The 20,593-nt window shown below is 64.9% G+C and carries 4 protein-coding genes; 1 reads left to right on the top strand and 3 read right to left on the bottom strand.

The genetic code is table 11. The features are described from left to right. Window positions 1-6 precede the first annotated feature (6 nt). From AC6I8V_RS24410 to AC6I8V_RS24400, 3 genes are read right to left on the bottom strand one after another with little or no spacing between them, the layout of a single operon-like run. Window positions 7-1,509 (bottom strand): DHA2 family efflux MFS transporter permease subunit, encoded by a 1,503-nt coding sequence (locus AC6I8V_RS24410; RefSeq protein WP_497846980.1) that lies wholly within the window; start codon window positions 1,507-1,509, stop codon window positions 7-9. After that, entirely contained in the window at window positions 1,499-2,533 is a 1,035-nt protein-coding gene (locus AC6I8V_RS24405) for an HlyD family secretion protein (RefSeq protein ID WP_497846979.1), read from the bottom strand. The genes AC6I8V_RS24410 and AC6I8V_RS24405 overlap by 11 nt, the downstream gene beginning before the upstream one ends. Next, window positions 2,523-7,940 (bottom strand): non-ribosomal peptide synthetase, encoded by a 5,418-nt coding sequence (locus tag AC6I8V_RS24400; protein WP_497846978.1) that lies wholly within the window; start codon window positions 7,938-7,940, stop codon window positions 2,523-2,525. Before AC6I8V_RS24400 ends, AC6I8V_RS24405 begins: the two co-directional genes overlap by 11 nt. A gap of 284 nt (window positions 7,941-8,224) precedes the next feature. On the opposite strand from AC6I8V_RS24400, the gene AC6I8V_RS24395 reads away from it, so the two are divergent. Continuing rightward, window positions 8,225-20,590, top strand: coding sequence for an amino acid adenylation domain-containing protein (locus AC6I8V_RS24395; protein ID WP_497846977.1), 12,366 nt, complete (start codon window positions 8,225-8,227; stop codon window positions 20,588-20,590). Window positions 20,591-20,593 lie beyond the last annotated feature (3 nt).

Below are 20,593 nucleotides of genomic sequence, written 5' to 3'. Positions count from 1 at the left end.
GGGCCTTTATGCCTGGCCCTCAGGCACCCGGAATAACAGCGGCAGCCAGCACAGCAGCAATCCCAGTCCGCCCAGCACCCAGTAAATATCCAGGTAAGCCAGAAAATTCGCCTGACTCCACGCCGCCTTGCCCAGCGCATCCAGCGAGACCGCGCTACCCGGCGTTGCCGTTTCGCCCAGCCGTGCATAATGGAGATGGCTGCGCTGATGCAGCGCATTGGCAACCCAGGCAATCCCGATGCTGCCCCCCAGATTGCGCAGCAGGGTGGAGATCGCCGAGGCTTCACTGCTTTTCTCCGGTGGCAGACCGAGATAGGAGAGCGAGGCGACCGGGATCAATATCAGCGGGATACCGATCATTTGCAGCACGCGCGCCCACATCAGGGTGGCGAAATCCACCTGCAACGTCAGGCTGGAAAAGTGCCAGAGGGATAGGCCACTCATCACCAGCCCGATCACGATGAGCCAGTGCTGACGCTGCACGCGGCTGGCGACGATCCCGGTGACCATCATCGACAGCAGAATAAACAGGCCTCCCGCGCCCAGGGTCAGACCGGCGGTCCAGGCGTCGTACCCCATTAACTCCTGGGTCATCTGCGGCAATAACTGCGTAGTGCTGACGACCAGCAATCCCACCAGAAACATCAGCGCCGCGCCGAGGGAGAAATTACGGTAGCGAAACAGCCGCACATCCAGCACCGGCGCCGGGTGAAACCACTCCCACAGCGGCAGGAACGTAAGGCAGGCCAGGGCGATCAGCGCGCTGGTGATAATAAACGGAGAGTCAAAGCCGTCGTACAGCTCAAAGCGATCAATACAGAGTTGCAGCGCGGCGAAACCGATGATCACCAGCAGCAGTCCCTGCCAGTCCAGCTGGAAGCCGCGCGCCCGGCGCTGCTGGCGCTCTTCGCGCAGCAACGGGGGTTCGTCGATAAAGGTATGGCACAGGATCAGCGACAACACGCCTACGGGAACGTTGATCAAAAAGACCCAGTGCCAGCTCAGCGCATCGGTGATGATCCCGCCAATCAGTGGCCCGATAGCGGGGGCAAACAACACGGTGACGCCATACAGGGCAAAGGCTTTGGGACGCATTCTGGCGCTAAACGAATCCACCAGCATCGATTGTTCCACCGGCGCTAACCCACCGCCGCCAATACCCTGCAACACGCGCGCCACCAGCAGCCACTCCAGCGAAGGGGCAAGGCTGCACATCAGCGACGCCAGCGTAAACAGCGCCACGCTGCCCATATAGTAACGCTTGCGGCCAAACCAGTTGGCCAGCCAGCCGCTCATCGGCAGGATCAGGGCATTGGCCACCAGATAGCTGGTGATCACCCAGAGCGCTTCCTGATAGCTGACGCCCATACTGGCGGCGATATGCCACAGCGAGACACTGGCCACGGTGGTATCCAGCACCTCCATAAAGGTGGCGATCGAAGCGACACAGGCCACGAGCCAGGGATTGCGCCCTCCTGCCGCCGAACGCGGCAACACCTCAACGGACATGGACGACCGGCACCACAGACATCCCCGGCGAGAGGCGATCCGTTGCGCTTAGCGGCGGGTCAAACACGATCCTCACCGGGATGCGCTGCACGATTTTGACGTAGTTGCCGGTGGCATTTTCGGCGGGCAGCAGAGTAAACACCGATCCGGTGGCGCGCTGCATACTCTCGATCCGCGCCGTAAAATCGTGATCAGGCAGCGCATCCACCCGCACCGTCACCGGCTGCCCCGGACGCATATGTTGCAGCTGGTTTTCTTTAAAATTGGCGGTGACCCACATGTGCGTCGAGACCAGACGCATCGCCACGCTGCCCGCCGCCATGTAGTTGCCCATTTCCGCATCGCGGCGCGTGACGTAGCCGTCGAACGGCGCATAAATCCGCGTGTAGCTCAAATTCAGCTGCGCGGCAGCCACGCTGGCGTCATCCTGCTGCACCGTGGCCTGGGCCGCCGTCAGCGCCGCCCTGGCTTTATCCAGCTCCGCCTGGCTGTAATCCGCTGCTTTTTGCGCCGCCAGCAGCGACGCCGCGCTGGTTTTCTCGCTGGCGGCTTTGCTGTCGAGATCGCTGGCGGTCACCGCCTTGCCGGAATTGAGATAACGCAGATGCTCCTTGCGATCGCGCGCCAGATTGGCCTCCGCCAGCAGGATATTGGCACGATCCTGCGCCAGTGTGGCGATGCAGGCGGTGATAGCCGCCTTCGCCTGCTCCAGATTGGCCGCATCCACGTCACGCGTGGCGATCACCTTCTGCAACGCCGCCTGATAATCCCGGCCATCCAGCACCATCAGCAGATCGCCCTGCTTTACCTGCTGGTTATCCTGTACCGCAATGGCGATCACCCGCCCGGCCACCTGTGGCGAGATCTGCGCGATATGTCCATCAACAAAGGCATCATCGGTCGTTTCGTTGCCACGCCAGGCGAACCACCACCACAGCAGAAGAATCAGCGCAATCGCCACCATCACCAGCAAATAGAACGAAAAAAGACGGCGCTTCTGGCCTCCCTGCGCATCACGACTCAAATGAACCTCCGGTAAAACGGGTATGCAGCGCATCAACCGTGGCTGGACGCGCCAGAATGGTCCAGTGGGTGCTGCCGGGAATCAGGCGGACCGTGCTGCCCTGCGGGAACAGCGGCGTGAGCCAGTCAAAGCGATCGCCCCATTCAGCGGCACGCGTTTCGGCGGCGAGGATCAGCGGTACAACCCCCTCCAGCCGACGCACCGGCGCGCTGCACATCGCCTGCACATTGGCGCGCACCAGATCGATCATGCGTTGCAGCGTGCTGTCGTCGCCCTGCAACGTCGCGGGCAGGACTTTACGCCACCATGTCAGACGCTCGGCGTTATCCAGCCCAGCGAAACTTGCCAGCGAGGCGTGCAGCGATTTATCCGCCATCGACTGCCAGAGCGCATACTCGCTGGCGGCACAGGCGTGCATCGCTGCCTGCGGCACCGGATCGACCAGCGTCAGCGAGGCGATCGCGTCTCCCGCCTGTTGCGCCTGCCATGCCATTTCGATGGCAAGAAAAGCGCCCATTGACCAGCCAGCAAAATGCCAGGGCGCCGCAAAGCCCTGAGCGCGCAGCGCTGTCAGCGCGCGATTCGCCTGCGCCTGAATATCATGCAGCGCGCGCTCTCCGGCCCGCAACCCGGCGGCCTGAATCCCGACGCACTGCACCTCAGGCAGACGCGCGGCCACACGGCTCCAGGGCGCGCTGTCGCCGTCGCTGGCGTGCAGACAGATCAGCGCCTTCGCACCGGCCTCATTCAGCGCCACCAGCGGATGTGACAGGCGCTGGTCCGGCAATGCCGCCAGCGCCTGCGCCATGACACGCAGGCTGCTGTGCGAGAAGATCAGACCAATCGGCACCTTCTTGCCGTAGTGCTGGCTCAGGCGCGTGCTCAGCTGGGTCGCCAGCAGGCTGTCGCCGCCGCTACGGAAGAAATCCTGCTCCGCGCCGATAGCTCCGCAGTGCAGCAGCGACTGCCACACCGCGGCCAGCTGGGTTTCCGCCTCGCTCAGCGGCGTGGTGGCTGGCGGTGCGTCAGCCTGGCGGTGGCTGGCCGGGTGCGGCAATTCATGCAGCGCCCGCTTGCCGTTCGGGCTGAGCGGGATGCGCGGAACAAACATCAGGTGATCGGGCAGCATATAGCGCGGCAGCGTCTGGCCGATCAGCTGGGTTAACGCGGCGGCATCCATCGCCTGGGCCGGACGCCGTGCCATAAACACCTGCTGCCCGGTGAAGGCCAGCGGCGTATCGGCCTGCGGCCAGCAATCCACTAACTCAAATCCGTTGCGCTGCAACGCGTCCTGCCAGGCGCGGGTCGCCAGCAGCGGTGAGCCATGCTGCGCCTCGCCCCCGGCCGCATGTTCCAGCACCGCCGCTGCCGTGACCCACTGCAACGCCTTATCCTGAGTCGCCTCAAGTAAAATCAGCGATCCGCCGGGTTTGAGCAGTCGCCAGATATCGGCCAGGGTGCGATCGATCTGATGCGCGTTATGCAGCACGTTGGCCGCCAGCACCGCATGGAACTGCGCCGCCTGCCAGGGTTGTTCGTCGAGCGTCAGATTGATGTCATAACGGCCGGTGCGCAGCGCGGCCACATCGCCAAAGCGTTGTTCGGCGTAGCGGGTAAACCACGGGCTGACATCGGTATGGAAATAGTGGCCGTCGGTGGCGGCCGCAAAGGCGGGTAAGGTGCTGGCCGTCAGGCCGCCAATCCCTGCGCCGATCTCCAGCACCTGAGGCTGCGCCTCGTCGCGCACTGCCGCCACCAGCAGCGCGGCGGCGATCTGCCCGAGGTAATCGGCCAGCATATTGCGTTGATACAGCGCCTCCGACGCCGAACTGTCGCCGTCCGGGAACAGCAGGCTGCTGGCGAGCCGTGGTTCACGCAACACCTCGCCCATCGCCTGCTGGCTGGCAAACAGCCAGTTCAGGAACGTCTCGCCCTGCGATTGCCAGGCGAGACAACGTCTGAGACGAATTTTGCCGTCATCAATGTGCTGTGCCAACGCCAGGGCATCCGGGGCGCAGTCACTGGCAAACCAGCGCTCGCCCCGCTGCTCAATCATGCCTTCCTCTTCCAGCAGATGGTGCCACTGGTGCAGCAAACGCATAAAACGCGCATCGATCCCGGCACGCTGGCGCGCCGGGTCAATCAGCCAGCCTTCTGGCGCGACAAATTCCAGTTGCAGCAGCAGCTGCCACATCATCAATGGCGCAATGGCTTCGCTCTCAACCTGGAAAGCCGCCAGCGAGGCCCTCTCTTCGGCAGGCGGTAGCGACTCGGCGGCTTCAGCGCCCGTCCGCCGCAAGTCTGCCGTCCCGGCCTGATCTGCGGTGGCCAGCGGCACGGCCCAGGCGAGCAACTGGGCGGCACCGGATGCGCGCTGCGTGATAGCCACGGCGGCATGGCTCAGCGCGCCGCTCGCCAGCAGCGTCTGTTCAATTTCCCCCAGCTCGATGCGATAACCATTGAGTTTGACCTGGGCATCGCGCCGACCAAGGAATTCAATGCAACCCTGCGCGTCATAGCGGGCGATATCCCCGGTGCGATACAGGCGTTGTTGCAGACGATCGGACCAGACAAAGGCCTCCACGCTGCGCGCCTCATCGCGCCAGTAGCCCTGAGCCAGACCGTCGCCGGCGATGCAGAGATCCCCGGCGACGCCCGCCGGACGGTCGCGCCCCTGGGCATCCAGCACGTAATAGCGCTGATTCGCCAGCGGATAGCCGTAAGGCACCGCCTGCCAGTCGGCCTCGCCCGGTGCAACCACGAAAGCGTTGGACCAGATCGCCGCTTCGGTCGCGCCACCCAGCGCGATCACCTGCGCATGGGGTGCCAGCTGCGGGATGCGCTGGGCCAGGTCGCGGCGGAACCAGTCACCGGATAACATCACCGCGCGTAGCGCCGGTAAGGTTTGTGCGCCTGCCTGTTCCGCCAGCATCGCCATCAGTGCCGGTACGGAGTTCCAGATGCTGACCTGATGCTGCGTTAACTGCGCCAGCCACGCGGCGGGATCGCGCTGTGCCTCGCTGGCGGGCAGCACCAGCGCCGCGCCGACGCTGAGGGTGGCAAACAGATCAAAAATAGCCAGATCGAAGCTGAGGGCAGAGAGACCAAACACCCGATCATCGGCGTTGAGTTGCAGACGATCGATCAGATCCGCGAGGGTATTGGCGGTGGCGCCGTGCTGCATCGCCACCCCTTTCGGTTTGCCGGTGGAGCCAGAGGTGTAGATGATATAGGCCAGCCGATCGAGCGGCGGCAGCCGTGGATCGGGCTGCGGCGCAGGCAGATCCGCCAGCGTCAGCAGCGGCACGGCGGCATCGCCGCCCTGCGCGATCAGCGCGCGCGCCTGCGAGTGGCTGATCACCTCATCAAGTCTGCCGCGCGGCCAGTCATGCGCGGCAGGCACGAGGATCGCCCCCGCAGCCATCACGCCCAGCGCCGCGATGATTTGATCGGCGCCTTTCGGCAGGGATACCACCACCGGCTGGTTGTCCACCGCCAGCGGCGCGAGTGCCGCCGCAACCTGCAATGCCTGCTGCGCCAGTTCGCCATAGCGCAGGGTGCGCTGCGGGGTGATCAGCGCAATCGCCTGCGGCTGACGCTGTGCCTGACGGAAGAACCCGGCGTGCAGCGGCGCGAGCGCGAAGGGTTGCGCCGTGGCGTTGACCTGCCGACGCACGCGGGCGTGTTCCGGCGTCAGCAGCGACGCAATCGGCTGCTGCCAGCGTGCCGCGTCGCACAGGGCGTCGAGCAGCTCGCCATAGACGCGGAACATCATATCCATCATGCCCGGCGGGAACAGGTTGTCGATAACGATCCAGTTGTACTCCAGCGTCCCTTTACGCACCATCACCTGGTGATCGAGCCATACCTGCGGCGTCGCGGTATACAGCCACGCCGGTTCGCCCAGCAGATCGGCCCCCTCGACCAGCCGGTCGAGATCCATGCCCAGCAGGCTGGTGAACACCACCGGCATCATCGCCATCTGGTTCTGCCCCTGCTGCTTCGCTTTCTCGCGCAGCAAATCGATGCCGCCAAAGCGGCTGTGCGCCAGGCGTTCACGCAGATTTTGCTGAATATGCCGGGCGCGCTCGGCAAAGGCCAGCGGCTGGGCACAGTCAATGCTGAGCAGCAGCACGGCGGTAAAATCGCCCACCATCTCCGCGACGTCGGGATGCCACGGATGGCGATTGAAATGGGTGAGGTTGAGGGTAAAGTGCGGCGACTCCGCCCAGCCGGTCAGCACTTCGCTAAACGCGGCCAGCAGCATCGCCGAGGGGGTGACGCCCGCCTGGGCGGCTAACTGCGTCAGTTGCTGCCAGCGTTGCGCATCCACCCGACGTTGCAGGCGGCGGAACTGCGGCTGCGCCAGCGTATCCGGCTGGCACGCCAGCGGCAGCACCGGCGCGGCGGGAATGGCCTCCAGCCGCGCCAGCCACCAGTCGCGATCCTGCCGCCAGGCCAGCGACAGTTTGTCCTGCGCTTCGGCGAGCTGATAATCGCGGAAGGTCCAGCTCAGCGCGGGCAGCTGGCGTTCGGGGTGATGATAATTGCGCTCCAGCTCCGCCAGCACGATGTGGAAACTCTGCACGTCGAAAGTCAGCAGATCGAGGTCGAGGTGGATCAGGGTTTGCTGGTCGCTGATGCGGGTGGCCTGGAGATCAAACAACGGCCAGCGGCTGGCATCCAGCACCTGCTCGCTCAGCTGGTGACGTTTCTCCTGCAAACGTTGTTCCTGCTGCCCGGCGGCGAGGTCGCGCCAGTCGCTCACCGCGATGCTGTACCACGGTACCTCCGGCAGAATGTGCTGCAATCCGTCGTCATTGACGCAGGCGCGCATCATCGCATGACGCGTAATCACCCGATTCCACGCCTGTTCAAAACGGACCAGATCAAAATCGTTCAGATGCCATTCAAAACAGACATGGCAGCTTACGCCACCCAGCGCCAGGGTGCGGGTGCGGCCAATCCAGTAGGCGTGCTGGATATCGGTAAGGGGAAACGCGCTGCTGCCCTGCGCCGCGCGCCAGCACAGCCAGTCGCTGTCACTGTCGCACAACAGAAAACCACCGGGTTTCAGCAGTTCGCACCACAGCTGCGGGTCGGCAGGCGGCGCGGGCAACAGCACCAGGTCAAAGCCGGGCTGGCTGAGACGCTGGCGCGCCAGGGCATTGGTGATATCCACATGCTGCCACTCTTCCTGCGGCGACTGCTTACGCCGCGCCAGCTGCTCAAGGCGCGAACTCACGGCCTGCGTGTGTCGTCTGGCGTGATGACGCACCCGCTGGCGGACCGGGCAGGCTGCCGGTGTCCCGGCATCATGCAGCGTGAGTGCGGCGAACTCCCCCGCGTGGATCAGCGTTTCCAGGTGCGCCAGCACCCGTTGTTTCTCAATTCTTTCCCCGTTCATCCTGGCTCCGATGCGTAATTGGCAATGTGATCAAAAAACCACCACATTTTCAGGGTTTTAATTAGTTCGTCTTATGCAAATTGTGAATTTGTTGAGAATAATATTGCAAATGATAATCATTGTATTTACGGTTGCAAATGAAATTTGTACACGAATTCAACACAATTAATGATGTCTTTACGCACTTTGTGCGTTTTTAATCCGAATGACTTTGCAGGGTAGTGAATTTTACTGGAATGACGTGAGCGAAATAATTAACAGGTGCTTAACGGTTTGAGGTAAAAATGGCTGAGCAACGCCAGAGCAACTTAGGTTGGGGTACGCTTACCGCAGCGATCGATCATCACGCAACACATACGCCCGATCGGCCTGCACTACGTTTTCTCTCTCTTGAGGGTCAGTGTCAGACGCTGACTTTTGCCGAAGTCGCGCAGGGAGCGCATCATCTCGCAGCACGTCTGCAACACCAGGCGGCGCCGGGCAGCACCGCGCTGATCCTGCACCCTTCCGGGATCGATTATGTGATCTCGCTGCTGGGCTGCCTGTACGCCGGGATCATCGCCGTACCGGTCAATCTGTCCGGCGCCGCGCGCGTGAAGCGCGTGCTGAGCAAGCTGGATGCCATTGCCAGTGACTGCCAGCCGCAGCTGATCCTGACCGGCAGCGATATCGTTGCGCAGTCGGGGGAATCCCTCAGCGCATTTTCAGAAAAATACCAGCTACGCTGCCTGCTGACCGATGCGGCAGGGGAAACTGCATCCGCGTTTATCGCGCCGCCGATTGATGGCGAGACCATCGCTTTCCTGCAATACACCTCAGGTTCGACCGGTCAGCCGAAAGGGGTGATTAACCGCCACGCCAACCTGATGGCTAATCTGACGTTTCTCACCTGCCTGACGCTGCCCGATGAGGATTGCGTGGTGGCCAGCTGGCTGCCGCTCTACCACGACATGGGCCTGATCATGGGGATCCTGTCCCCGCTGGTGTACGGCAACACCGCAGTTTACCTGCCGCCGATGGCCTTTGTGCAGGATCCGCTGCGCTGGCTGGAGTTGGCGAGTGAATACCGCGCGACGGTGCTGCCCTGCCCCAATTTTGCTCTGCAACGCTGCTGTGATGCGGCCGATCAACAACCCGAACGTCTCGCCGCGCTGGATCTCAGCCGCATCCGCAGTCTGGTGCCTTCGGCGGAACCGGTTTCGGCCCAGCAGCTGATGCGTTTCTGGCAGCGTTTCTCTCCCTGCGGACTGCGCCTCGACGCGTTAAAACCCTCCTATGGCCTGGCCGAAGCGACGCTGATCGCCGCAGGCAACCGCGCCCCGGAGCCGGTGTTCCTCGACCTCGACACCGAAGCGTTGCTGGCTAACCAGGTTAATATCGCCAGCGCCCCGGCAGGCAACACCCGGCGTTACGTCGGCTGCGGCAACGATTTTGGTCCGCAGCTGTTGCGTATCGTCGAACCGGAGGCCGGGCGTTTCTGTGCCGATGATGAAGTGGGTGAGATCTGGCTGAGCGGCCCTGCCGTCGCCAGCGGCTACTGGCAGCGCGAGCTGGAGACGCAGCAAACGTTTCAGGCCACCGTCAGCGGCAGCGATCGTCACTGGCTGCGGACCGGCGACCTCGGTTTTGTGCACCAGGGTCAGCTGTTTATCACCGGCCGCCTGAAAGACGTAATTATCGTGCGCGGCGAATGTCATTACCCCAATGACATCGAAGCCAGCGCGGTCGCGGCTCATGCGCTGGCGATCGCCGATGGCGCGGCGGCCTTTGCGCTGCCTGCCGACGACAACGCCGATGAACGGCTGGTGCTGGTGCTGGAGTGCCAGCGAGCCAGCGGGCCGGAACTTGCCGCGCTGGTGGATGCGGTGCGTCAGCGCATCGCCGAACAGCATCAGCTCAACGCCTGGCGCATTGTGCCGATCCGCAAAGGTACCTTGCTGCGAACCACCAGTGGCAAAGTTCGCCGTCGCGCCATGCGCGAGGCGTTTCTTCAGCAGCAGCTGCACGCCCTGCTGCCCGATCCCCAGGCGGCGACGCCAGCCGGGGCGCCACCGCAGGATGCGGTCACCCGCTGGTTAAGCCAGCAGGTCGCGGCGTTGCTGGGCAATGTGGCCGCGCGCCATATCGATCCGCAACGTTCGCTGTTCAGCTACGGACTGGACTCCCTCGGCGCGACCTCTTTGCTGGCGCAAATCCGTCAGCACTACGCGGTGACGCTGCACGAAAGCGATCTCTACGACGCCCCGAGCGCCCAGGCGCTGGCTGAACGCATAACCGGTCAGCTGGCGGGAACGACCGAAAGTGACGATGTCACTCGTCGCAGTGCGCAGGATGAACCGATCGCCATTATCGGCATGGCGTTTCGTCTGCCCGGCGCGGACGGCGCAGAGGCGCAGGATGACGACGCCTTCTGGCAGTTGCTGGCGCGCGGCCAGTCGGCTATCCGTCCGATGCCCGCCGAGCGTTTCCGCCGCAGCGACACTATCCCCGGCTTTGGCGCCTATCTGAACAACCCGGCAGACTTTGATGCGGCCTTCTTCGGCCTGTCGCCGCGTGAAGCCATCAACACCGATCCACAGCAGCGTATGTTGCTGGAGGTGAGCTGGCATACGCTGGAAGATGCCGGGCTGCGTCCGGCGACGTTGCGCGGCGCGGATGTGGGCGTGTATGTCGGTATCGGCACCGGTGACTACGCGCACCTGCCGTTTATCACCGGCGACAGCAGCCACCTTGATGCCTACTACGGCACCGGCAACTCGTTCGCCGCCGCCTGCGGGCGCATCTCCTATTTCTACGGCTGGGAAGGCCCGTCGGTGGCGGTCGATACCGCCTGCTCCTCCTCGCACAGCGCGCTGCATATGGCGTGTCAGGCGCTGCGCCTCGGCGAATGCGATATGGCCATGGTGGCTGGCGTTAAGCTGCAACTGCTGCCGGAAGTGGATGAGGTGCTGCATAAAGCCGGGATGCTGGCGGCGGATGGGCATTGTAAAACCTTTGATGCCGCCGCAGATGGATACGTGCGTGGCGAGGGCTGTGTCGCCTTCCTGCTGAAGCCGCTGTCCCAGGCGCAGGCGGATGGCGATGCCATCCGCGCGGTGATCCGTGGCAGCCTGGTGCGTCAGGATGGCGCCAGCAGCAGCCTCTCCGCGCCGAACGGCGAGGCGCAGCGCCGCTTATTGCAGCGGGTGCTGAAGCGCGCCAGTCTGCGCCCGGACGATATTGATTATCTGGAACTGCACGGCACCGGTACCCGCCTCGGCGATCCGATTGAATATCAGTCGGTGGCTGCGGTGTTCAACGGACGCCAGGCCGCCGCGCCGCTGTGGCTGGGATCGGTGAAAACCAACATCGGCCATCTGGAAGCGGCGGCGGGCGCGTCAGGTCTGGTGAAAACCATTCTGGCGCTGGAAAAAGGCATCATTCCGCCCCACGCCGGGCTGAAGCAGCTCAATCCGCTGATCGATCTGGAAAAAATTCCGGCGGCGATCCCCAGGGTCAGCCAACCCTGGCCGCAGCGCGCGGCACCGCGTCGCGCCGGCGTCACCTCCTATGGCTTTGCCGGTACCCTGTCGCACATCATTCTGGAGCAGGCTCCGGAAAAGGCGACCGCTGCGCCTGTCGCTGATGGGCTGCCACAGCTGTGCCTGTTCTCGGCGCGCTCCGCCGAAGCGCTGGACGCCCTGCGCCAGCAGTGGTGCGCACAGCTGGATGTGGCGCTGCCGCTGAATGCCGTGGCGGCCAGCCTGGCACGTCAGCGTGAGCACCATCCGCTGCGTATCGCGCTGGTCGCGCGCGACAGCGCCGAACTGCGTGAGCGTCTGGCCCACGCCAGCGCCGCCGAAAGCGTCACCCGCGCACCGCGCGTCGGTCTGCTATTTACCGGCCAGGGCGCGCAATACGCCGGGATGTCGCGCCAGCTGTATGCCGTGGAACCGGCGTTCCGCCAGGCGCTGGATGATGCCGACGCCGCGCTGTCCCCCTGGCTGGGCGAATCATTGCTTGCCCGTCTGCACGATCCGGACTGGGGCGGCATCCATCAAACCGCCTGGACTCAGCCCGCGCTGTTCGCCATTGGCTACGCGCTGGCGCGCCTGTGGCAAACCTATGGCGTCACGCCGGTGGCGGTGGCGGGCCATTCGATTGGGGAATTTGCCGCGATGGTGATCGCCGGTGGCTGGACGCTGGATGATGCCGCGCGCCTGATTGTCACCCGCGCCCGCCTGATGCAGGCGTTGCCGGCGGGTGGCGGGATGCTGGCAGTGCGGCTCGATGCCGGGCGCTGCGCCCACTATCTTGCCGCCTTCCCGGCTGACCGCTTATCGCTGGCGGCGCTTAACGGCATGGATGACACGGTGATCGCCGGTGATGCGGCGCTGCTGGAGACGCTGCGCCAGCAGCTGGAAGAGGCCGGTATCAGCGCGCGGCCGTTGCAGGTTTCCCATGCCTTCCACTCGCCGCTGCTGGAGCCAATGCTCAGCGACTGGCACCAGGCCTGCGCGACGCTAAACTGCCGCGCGCCGCGTATCCCGTTCATCTCGACCCTGACCGGCGCCGCGCTGACCGCCGCGCCTGATGCGGATTACTGGCGCGATCATGCGCGTCAGCCGGTGCGCTTCTGGCAGGCGCTCGATCAGATGGCCGCCCAGTGCGACCTGCTGCTGGAAATCGGTCCGCACAGCATTCTTACCGCGCTGGCGCAGCGTCATCTGTTGCAGCAACCCGCGCCGCATCCGGTGACCCCGCTTGGCAGCCTGCGCCGTGGCGCGGATGAGATCGCCACCCTGCGCGAGGCGATGCAAACCCTCTACCTGCACGGGGTCGATTTCAACTGGGATCACCCGCAGGCCGCCGCCTTTGCCGCCGCACCGCTGGCGGCGCGCCAGCTGCCGCGTTATGCCTTCCATCGTCAGACCTGGTGGCTGGAATATGACGGCGATGCCCCGCGCGAACCGCTGCCGTTGCAACCGCAGCCGACGCAGAGTCGGGCCGAGCCGGTACCGCTCTATGTGCAGCAATGGGAAACACTGACGCTGGCGGAGAATACCCGGCACAACAGCCGTTACTGGCTGTTTGGTGCAGCGTCCTGCTCCACGCCGCTACTGGCGGCGTTCGCCGCACAGCAGCTCAACGCCAGCTGGTGCGCCAGCACCGCGCAACTGCTGGAAAACTGGCGCGATGGCGACGTGGCGGTGTATCTGCCAGGGGATGATGTCTGGCCGCTGATTGCCACCCTCAAACAGGTGCAGCAGCACAACGCCTCGTTGCGTCTGCTGGTGCTGAGTGAAGAGGCGCAGGACTGCGGCAATGCCGGTTGTCAGCCGGATCAGGCCGCCGTCTGGGGAGCGGCCCGCGCGCTGGCGATTGAATATCCGGCCTGCAAATGGTTGCTGCTGGATGTGGAAAAAAGCGCCAGCGCCGCCCAGCGGGTGGCGGCACTGCATCAGGCCAGCGCCAGCTTCGGAGAGGAAGATGCGCTGATGCTGCGCGACGGCCGCTGGCTGCGCCCCTGCCTGACGCCGGTGCCTGCGGAACAACTGGCCGCCGACCAGCCGTTCCGCATTGATGAGCAGGAAACCCTGTTGGTGGTGGGTGCCTGGGGCGCGTTAGGCCGCCATATCAGCGAGTGGCTGGTGCGTAACGGCGCACGCCATCTGGTGCTGTCGGGGCGCAAAGCGCCGGGTTCGCACTGGCAGCCGTGGCTGAACTGGCTGCGCGCACGCGGGGTGGAGATTTGCTGCATCGAAGCGGACATCAGCCAGCCTCAGCAGGTTGATGCGCTGTTTGCGCGCATCGACGCGCTGGATCGTCCGCTGGCAGGCGTGTTCCACTGCGCCGGGGTGGGCCGTTTCAACCCGCTGGAAAGCATCAGCGAAGAGGATTACCACGCTGTCACCGCTGCGAAAATGCGCGGCACCGCGCTGCTCGATAGCGCCACGCGTCAGCGCGCCCATCGCTGGTTTGTCTGCTTCACCTCGATTGCCGGGGTGTGGGGCAGCCGTCTGCAAATTCACTACGGCGCCGCCAATGCGTGGCAGGATGCGCTGATGCGCCAGCGCCGTCATCTCGGCCTGCCGGGCATGAGCGTTTCCTGGGGGCCGTGGAGCGGTGGCGCTGGCATGTCCGAAGTGGACGCCTCCCTGCTGCATTATCTGCGCATGGCGGGGATCTATCGCCAGTCGCCGGGCCGCTATATCGCTACCCTTGACCAGCTGTTTGCCGCCGGAGCGCGCGCCAGCGCTCAGGCTGCGGTCTGGCTGGCCGCCGAGGTGGACTGGGCGAAATTTGTGCCGATGTTTGGTCTTTACCATCCGGTGCATCTGTTCAGCCGCTGCCTGGCGCAACAGGCGAGCGTCGCGCCGGTGGCAGACGCTCCCGATATCAGCCAGCTCGCCAGCCTGTCGGAGACTGAGCAGCAGCATCTGATCGAAACCTTCGTGCGCAGCGAACTGGCGCGCACGCTGCGTATGTCGCCGCAGGCGATTGAGCCGGACGCCGAACTGCTGGCGCTGGGTATGGATTCGATTCTGGTGATGGATTTTGCCCGCCGCTGTGAAACCCAGCTGGGTATCCGCTGCGAACTGAAGGCGCTGTTTGAACACAGCACCCCGGCGCGGCTGGTGCATTATCTGCAAACCCAGCTGCCCCACGCGGTCGCGCCGACGCCGTTTGCCGCTGACGGCATCAGCCTGCAACACGATGCCGCCAACCGTTATGCGCCCTTCCCGCTGACCGAGCTGCAATACGCCTACTGGATCGGCCGTCAGGATCACTACGCGTTAGGCGGCGTGGCCTGCCATGCCTATCTGGAGGCCGACGCGCCGGAGCCGCTTGATGTCGCGCTGCTGGAGCGTTGCTGGAACCAGCTGATTGGCCGCCACGATGCGCTGCGCCTGATTATTGAGGAGAGCGGGCAGCAACGGGTGCTGAGCGATCTGCCGCCGTACCGGATTCAGCTCGCCGATCTGCGCGATCGCTCCCCGGCCGAGGCGGATCGGCATAGCCATGCGTGGCGCGACACGCTGTCGCATCAGGTGCTGCCGACCGATCGCTGGCCGCTGTTTGATCTGCGCGTGGCGCTGCTGCCGCAGGGTGGCAGTCGGCTGTATATCAGCATCGATATGTTGATCAACGACGCCACCAGCAGCCAGCTGCTGTGGCAGGAGCTGGTGGCGCTGTATACCGCCGGGGGCGATAGCGCCCGTGCCGGGCTGCAACCGTTTGACATTAGCTTCCGCGACTACGTGCTGGCTCGCCAGACGCGAACAGGTGCGCGCCTGACCCAGTGGCAGCAGGATCGTGACTACTGGCTGCAACGCCTGCCCACGCTGCCCGGCGCGCCGCAGCTGCCGCTGCAAAGCGACCGCCTGATGCAGATCCACCCGCGCTTCAGCCGCCGTCAGCAGACGCTGGCCGCCGCGCAGTGGCAGCGGCTCCGCGAGCGCGCGGCGCAGCATGGCATCACCCCGGCTTCGCTGCTGATCGCCGCCTTCTCTCAGGTGCTGGCGAGCTGGAGCAGTGAGCCGCAGTTCTGCCTCAATCTGACCATCTTTGATCGTCTGGCCGGTCATGACGATGTCCAACGCATGGTCGGTGATTTCACCGCCGTGACCCTGCTGGCGCTGGACAACGATCCCAGCCTGAGCTTTGCCCGCCATGCGGCGCAGGTGAATGCCGAGGTGCTGGAAAGTCTGCAACATCGTCAGTTCAGCGCGGTGGACGTGCTGCGCGAATGGAACCGTGGCCGTGAGCAGCAGGCGCTGATCAGTATGCCGGTGGTGTTCACCAGCCAGCTCGGGGTCAACGATCCCACCAAAGGGGCGCCGGAAAGCCCGCTGGGCGAAATCCGTTATGGCCTGAGCCAGACGCCGCAGGTGTGGCTGGATCATCAGGCGAGCGAGCAGGACGGCGCGCTGGTGTACAACTGGGACATCATCGACGACCTGTTCCTGCCCGGCGTTGCCGACGCGATGTTCAGCGCCTACGCGCAGCTGCTGGCGCAGCTGGCCAGTGAAACCACGCTGTGGAGCGCCCCGCTGCCCGCGCTGTTGCCGCCGACCCAGCGCGCGGTGCGTCAGCAGATCAACGCCACGGCGCAGCCGATCAGCGATCAGACGCTCGACGGGTTGTTCTTCCGCCAGGCAGAGCGCACACCGGATGCCATGGCGCTGATCAGCGCCGAAGGCCGCTGGTCCTATCAGCAGCTGGCACGCTGGAGCCAGGGGATCGCCGAACAGCTGGATCAGCTGGGCGTCCAGCGCGGCGATCGCGTGGCGATTGTGATGCACAAAGGCGCGGCGCAGGTTGCCGCCTGTCTGGCGATTCAGTCGCTGGGCGCGGCCTGGGTGCCGCTGTCGGATGAGACGCCAGTGCGGCGTCTGGAAACGATTCTGGCGGGCAGCCAGATTCGCCTGCTGCTGGTGCAGGCGGAGCATCGCGCCACCTTCAGCGCCTTCGCCCGCTGCGTGGTGGTGGATGCCGCCGCGCCGGTCTGCTCCGACAGCGTACGGGCGAGTCAGCATCAGCCTGACGATGCCGCCTACGTGATTTACACCTCCGGCTCCACCGGTACGCCCAAAGGGGTGCTGATCGATCATCGCGGTGCGGTGAACACGGTGCTGGACGTCAACCGCCGTTTTGCGGTCGGCGCAGAGGATACGATCTTTGGTCTGTCGTCGCTGTGGTTTGACCTCGCGGTCTACGACCTGTTTGGCACTTTCGCGGCGGGCGCCACGCTGGTGCTGCCGGAAGCGGAGGCGATCCGCAATCCGGAACGCTGGTTAGCCTGGCTGCAACAGGAGCAGGTCAGCGTCTGGAACTCGGTGCCTGCGCTGCTTGATTTGCTGCTGAGCGAAGCCGCGCATCACCAGCAACCGCTGCCGTCGCTGCGTAACGTGTTCCTCAGCGGCGACTGGATACCGCTCACCCTGCCGCAACGGCTGCGCGAATGCGCGGCGCAGGCGCGACTGGTGGCGATGGGCGGTGCGACCGAAGCCTCTATCTGGTCCAACTGGTATCAGGTGGAGGCGATCGGCGAGAACTGGAGCGCCATTCCTTACGGCTATCCGCTCACCAACCAGGCATATCACGTACTGGACGCGGCATTGCGCGACCGTCCCGATTATGTCACCGGCGATCTCTATATTTCCGGCATCGGCGTGGCGCTGGGGTATGAGAACGATGCGCTGCGCACCGCCGAAAGTTTTATTCAGCACAACAACCAGCGTCTGTATCGCACCGGCGATCTGGCGCGCTACTGGCCGGACGGAACGCTGGAGTTTCTCGGCCGTCGCGACTTCCAGGTCAAAATCGCCGGTAACCGCATCGAACTGGGTGAAATCGAAGCGGTGTTGTTGCAGCAGGCGGCGGTGAAGGAAGCCGTGGTCGATACCGTTGGCGATGCGCGTGGCGAGAAACGGCTGGCGGCCTGGCTGGTGTTGCAGCCGCAGGCGCGCGAGGCGCATGAAGCGCTGCACGCCGATCTGACGCCCGCAGCATGGCGCGAGGTGATCGCCCAGGCGCAGCGGCCACTCCATGCCACGGCGTCCGCTGCGGCGCTGGCGGACTTCTGGCAGTTGATCGACCAGCTGGGCCAGCGCGCGGTGGCGGATGTGTTCGCCGCCGCCGGTGACGCCCCGCTGGCACCGGCAGCCGAATTCAGCGCCCTGCTGCCTCGCTGGCAAAGTCTGCTGAGCGAGCCGCTGCCCGACTGGGCGACGTTACAGGCGCGGGCGGCTGCCTGCCATCTGCCCGCTGAAGCGGTAACGCGCCTGCAACACAGCGCGGCCGATCGTCTGCGCGTGCTGCGCGGCGAGATCAGCGCGCTGGAGCTGTTCTACAGCGATGATGACCGTTTATCGCCGGAGCAGCTGACGCGCGCGCATCCGCTTAACGATGCGTTAATTACGGCGCTGGCGGCCGCCATCCGCGCGCTGGCGCAGCGTCTGGGGCGTGCGCCGCGTATCCTCGAAATGGGCGGCCGCAGCGGCGTCGCCAGCCAGGCGTTGTTAACCGCCCTGGACGATATGGCGCTGGAATATCACTTCAGCGATGCCTCGCCGCTGCTGGTGCAGCAGGCGCAGCGTCGTCTCGGGGAGACAGCGCAGCATCGCTATCAATTCAGCACCCTCAACCTCGAACAGCCGCTGCTGAGCGAAGTGCCACGGGTCGATGTGGTGATCGCTTTCAACGCGCTGCATCGCAGCGGCAACCTGCCGCAGCTGTTGCAGCGTATCCAGACGCTGCTGCTGCCCGGCGGCAGCCTGTGGGCGGCAGAGATGACGCGCAACAGCCCGTTCCAGCTGGCGACCGTCGCGCTGCTGGAGGGTGGCTACAGTCACTTTGACGACCTGCGCGCCGTCAGCGGCCTGCCGTTGCTCAGCGCCGCGCAATGGCAGCAGCTCTGCCAGCAGCAAGGCTTTGTCAGCAGCGAAACCCTGAGCGGCGATGCCGGAGAAAGCGGTTTCCATCTGGTGATGGCGCAGATGCCCGCCACCGTCTGGCAGTTCCGCCCGGCGCAACTGGCGGAGGCGCTGCGCCAGCATCTGCCGGGCTATATGATCCCGCAGCAGTTCTTCTGTCTGACGGCGTTGCCACTGTCGCCGACCGGCAAAGTGGCGCGCGCCGCGCTGCCGCGTCCGCAGAGCAAAGCCCAGCCGCTGACGGGGGAACGCACCCGCTGGCAGGGCGATGACGCCACGCTGGCGGAGATCTGGAGCGAGCTGCTGGGCGGTCAATGGCCGTCGGCGCAGACCCACTTCTTTGAAGCGGGCGGCGATAGCCTGATGGCGGTGCGCCTGGTGGAAAAAGTGCGTCATCGGATGCAGCGCCAGGTGGCGTTGCGCGACCTGTTTGTCGCCGCGCGTTTTGCTGAGTTTGCCGCCTGCGTGGCCGCCGCTCAGCAGGGCGAAGAACTGCCGCTGACCTTGCCGATCGACCTTGCCCAGCGTGAGCAACCCTTCCCGCTGACCGATGTGCAGCAGGCTTACTGGATTGGCCGCCAGAGCGGCCTGCCGTTAAGCGGCGTGGCAACCCATCTGTATGTGGAAATTGAGGTGGCGGATCTCAGCCATGCGGCGCTGGAACAGGCGTGGCAACGGCTGGTGACGCGGCATGACATGCTGCGCGCGGTGATAGATGAACAGGGTTATCAGCGCATTCTGCCGCAGGTGCCGGACTATGCCATCGCCTGTGACGATCTGCGTCACGCCTCTGCCGATCAACGCCAGGCATGGGAAAACGCGGTGCGCGACAGCCTCGCCCACGAAGTGCACGACACCACGCAGTGGCCGATGTTTACCCTGCGTGCCGGACAGCTGGCGGATAACCGTCTGCGGCTGTGCGTCAGCCTCGACAACCTGATCTGCGATGGCCGTTCGATGGTGATGTTGCTGAGCGAATGGGCGCTGCTGGCGCGTCAGCCGCAGCACCAGCTGCCCGCGCTGGCCCTCAGCTTCCGTGATTACGTGATGGCGCAGCCGCAGTGGCAACAGCATCCCCGCTGGCAACGCGCGCTGGATTACTGGCTGTCGCGTATCGATACCCTGCCGCGTGCGCCGCAGCTGCCGATCCAGCAGGCTGCCGCGCAGGACGTCACGCCGCACTTTACCCGTTACCAGGCCGAGCTGGCCCCGCAGGCCTGGCAGCAGCTGCGTCAGCAGGCCAGCAAAGCCGGGATCACCGCCAATGCGCTGCTGCTTACTGCCTGGGGGTATGTGCTCGCCAACTGGAGCGCGGCGCGCGACTTCACCCTAAACCTGACGCTGTTCCAGCGTCCTGAACTGCACCCGCAGATCGGCGCGCTGGTCGGTGACTTCACCTCGCTCAGCCTGCTGGCCTGTGATTACCGAAACCCGACCGGTTTCCTGCAACAGGCGCAGGCCATTCAGCAGCAGCTGGGTAACGACCTCAGCCACGACGCGGTGTCGGCGGTGCGCGTGCTACGCGAGGCCGCCCGTCGTCTGGGCCAGGTCGCTGCCATGGCGATGCCGGTGGTGTTCACCAGCGGTCTGGGGGTGGAGGCCAGCGGCAGCGACGCCAGCGTGGCTGCTGACTGGCTGGGTGAGTTTGGCTGGAGCGTCAGTCAGACGCCGCAGGTGTGGATCGACCATCAGGTGGTGGAGCGCCACGGCGCGCTGGTGTTCAGCTGGGACTGCGTTGATGCGCTGTTCCCGGCGGGGCTGACCGCCAGCATGTTCCACCATTATCACCAACTGCTGCAACGTCTGGCGGATGACGCGCAGGCCTGGCAACAGGATGCCGCTCAATGGCTGCCCGCCTGGCAGGCGGCGACCCCGGCCGCCGTCATCCCGACGGCGCCAGTCGCCACGCCGCTGGACGCGGAGGCCGATGCCGGGTTGATCCAACTGATCTGCCAGCTGTTACAGCAGATCACCGGGGAAACCACGGTGGCGCCAGAACGTAACTTCTTTGAAGCGGGCGCAACCTCACTGCATCTGATTCGCCTGCGCCAGCAGTTGCAGGCGGCGCTCAGCATCAGTTTCCCGCTGGTCACGCTGTTTGATGCCGCTTCTCCGCAGGCACTGGCCGCGCGGCTGCGCGCCAGCGGCGCGGCAACGGCGGATGCCAGCCAGCCGCAGGCGGACGCCCGTTTACAGGCCCGGCAGCGCCGTCGCCATCAACGCCAACGTTAATCT

This window comes from Pantoea sp. X-Soil-TKNS-1207, from assembly GCF_059730485.1.
Note: the sequence above shows the minus strand (reverse complement) of the source record. Positions and strands in the feature narration are given on the sequence as shown.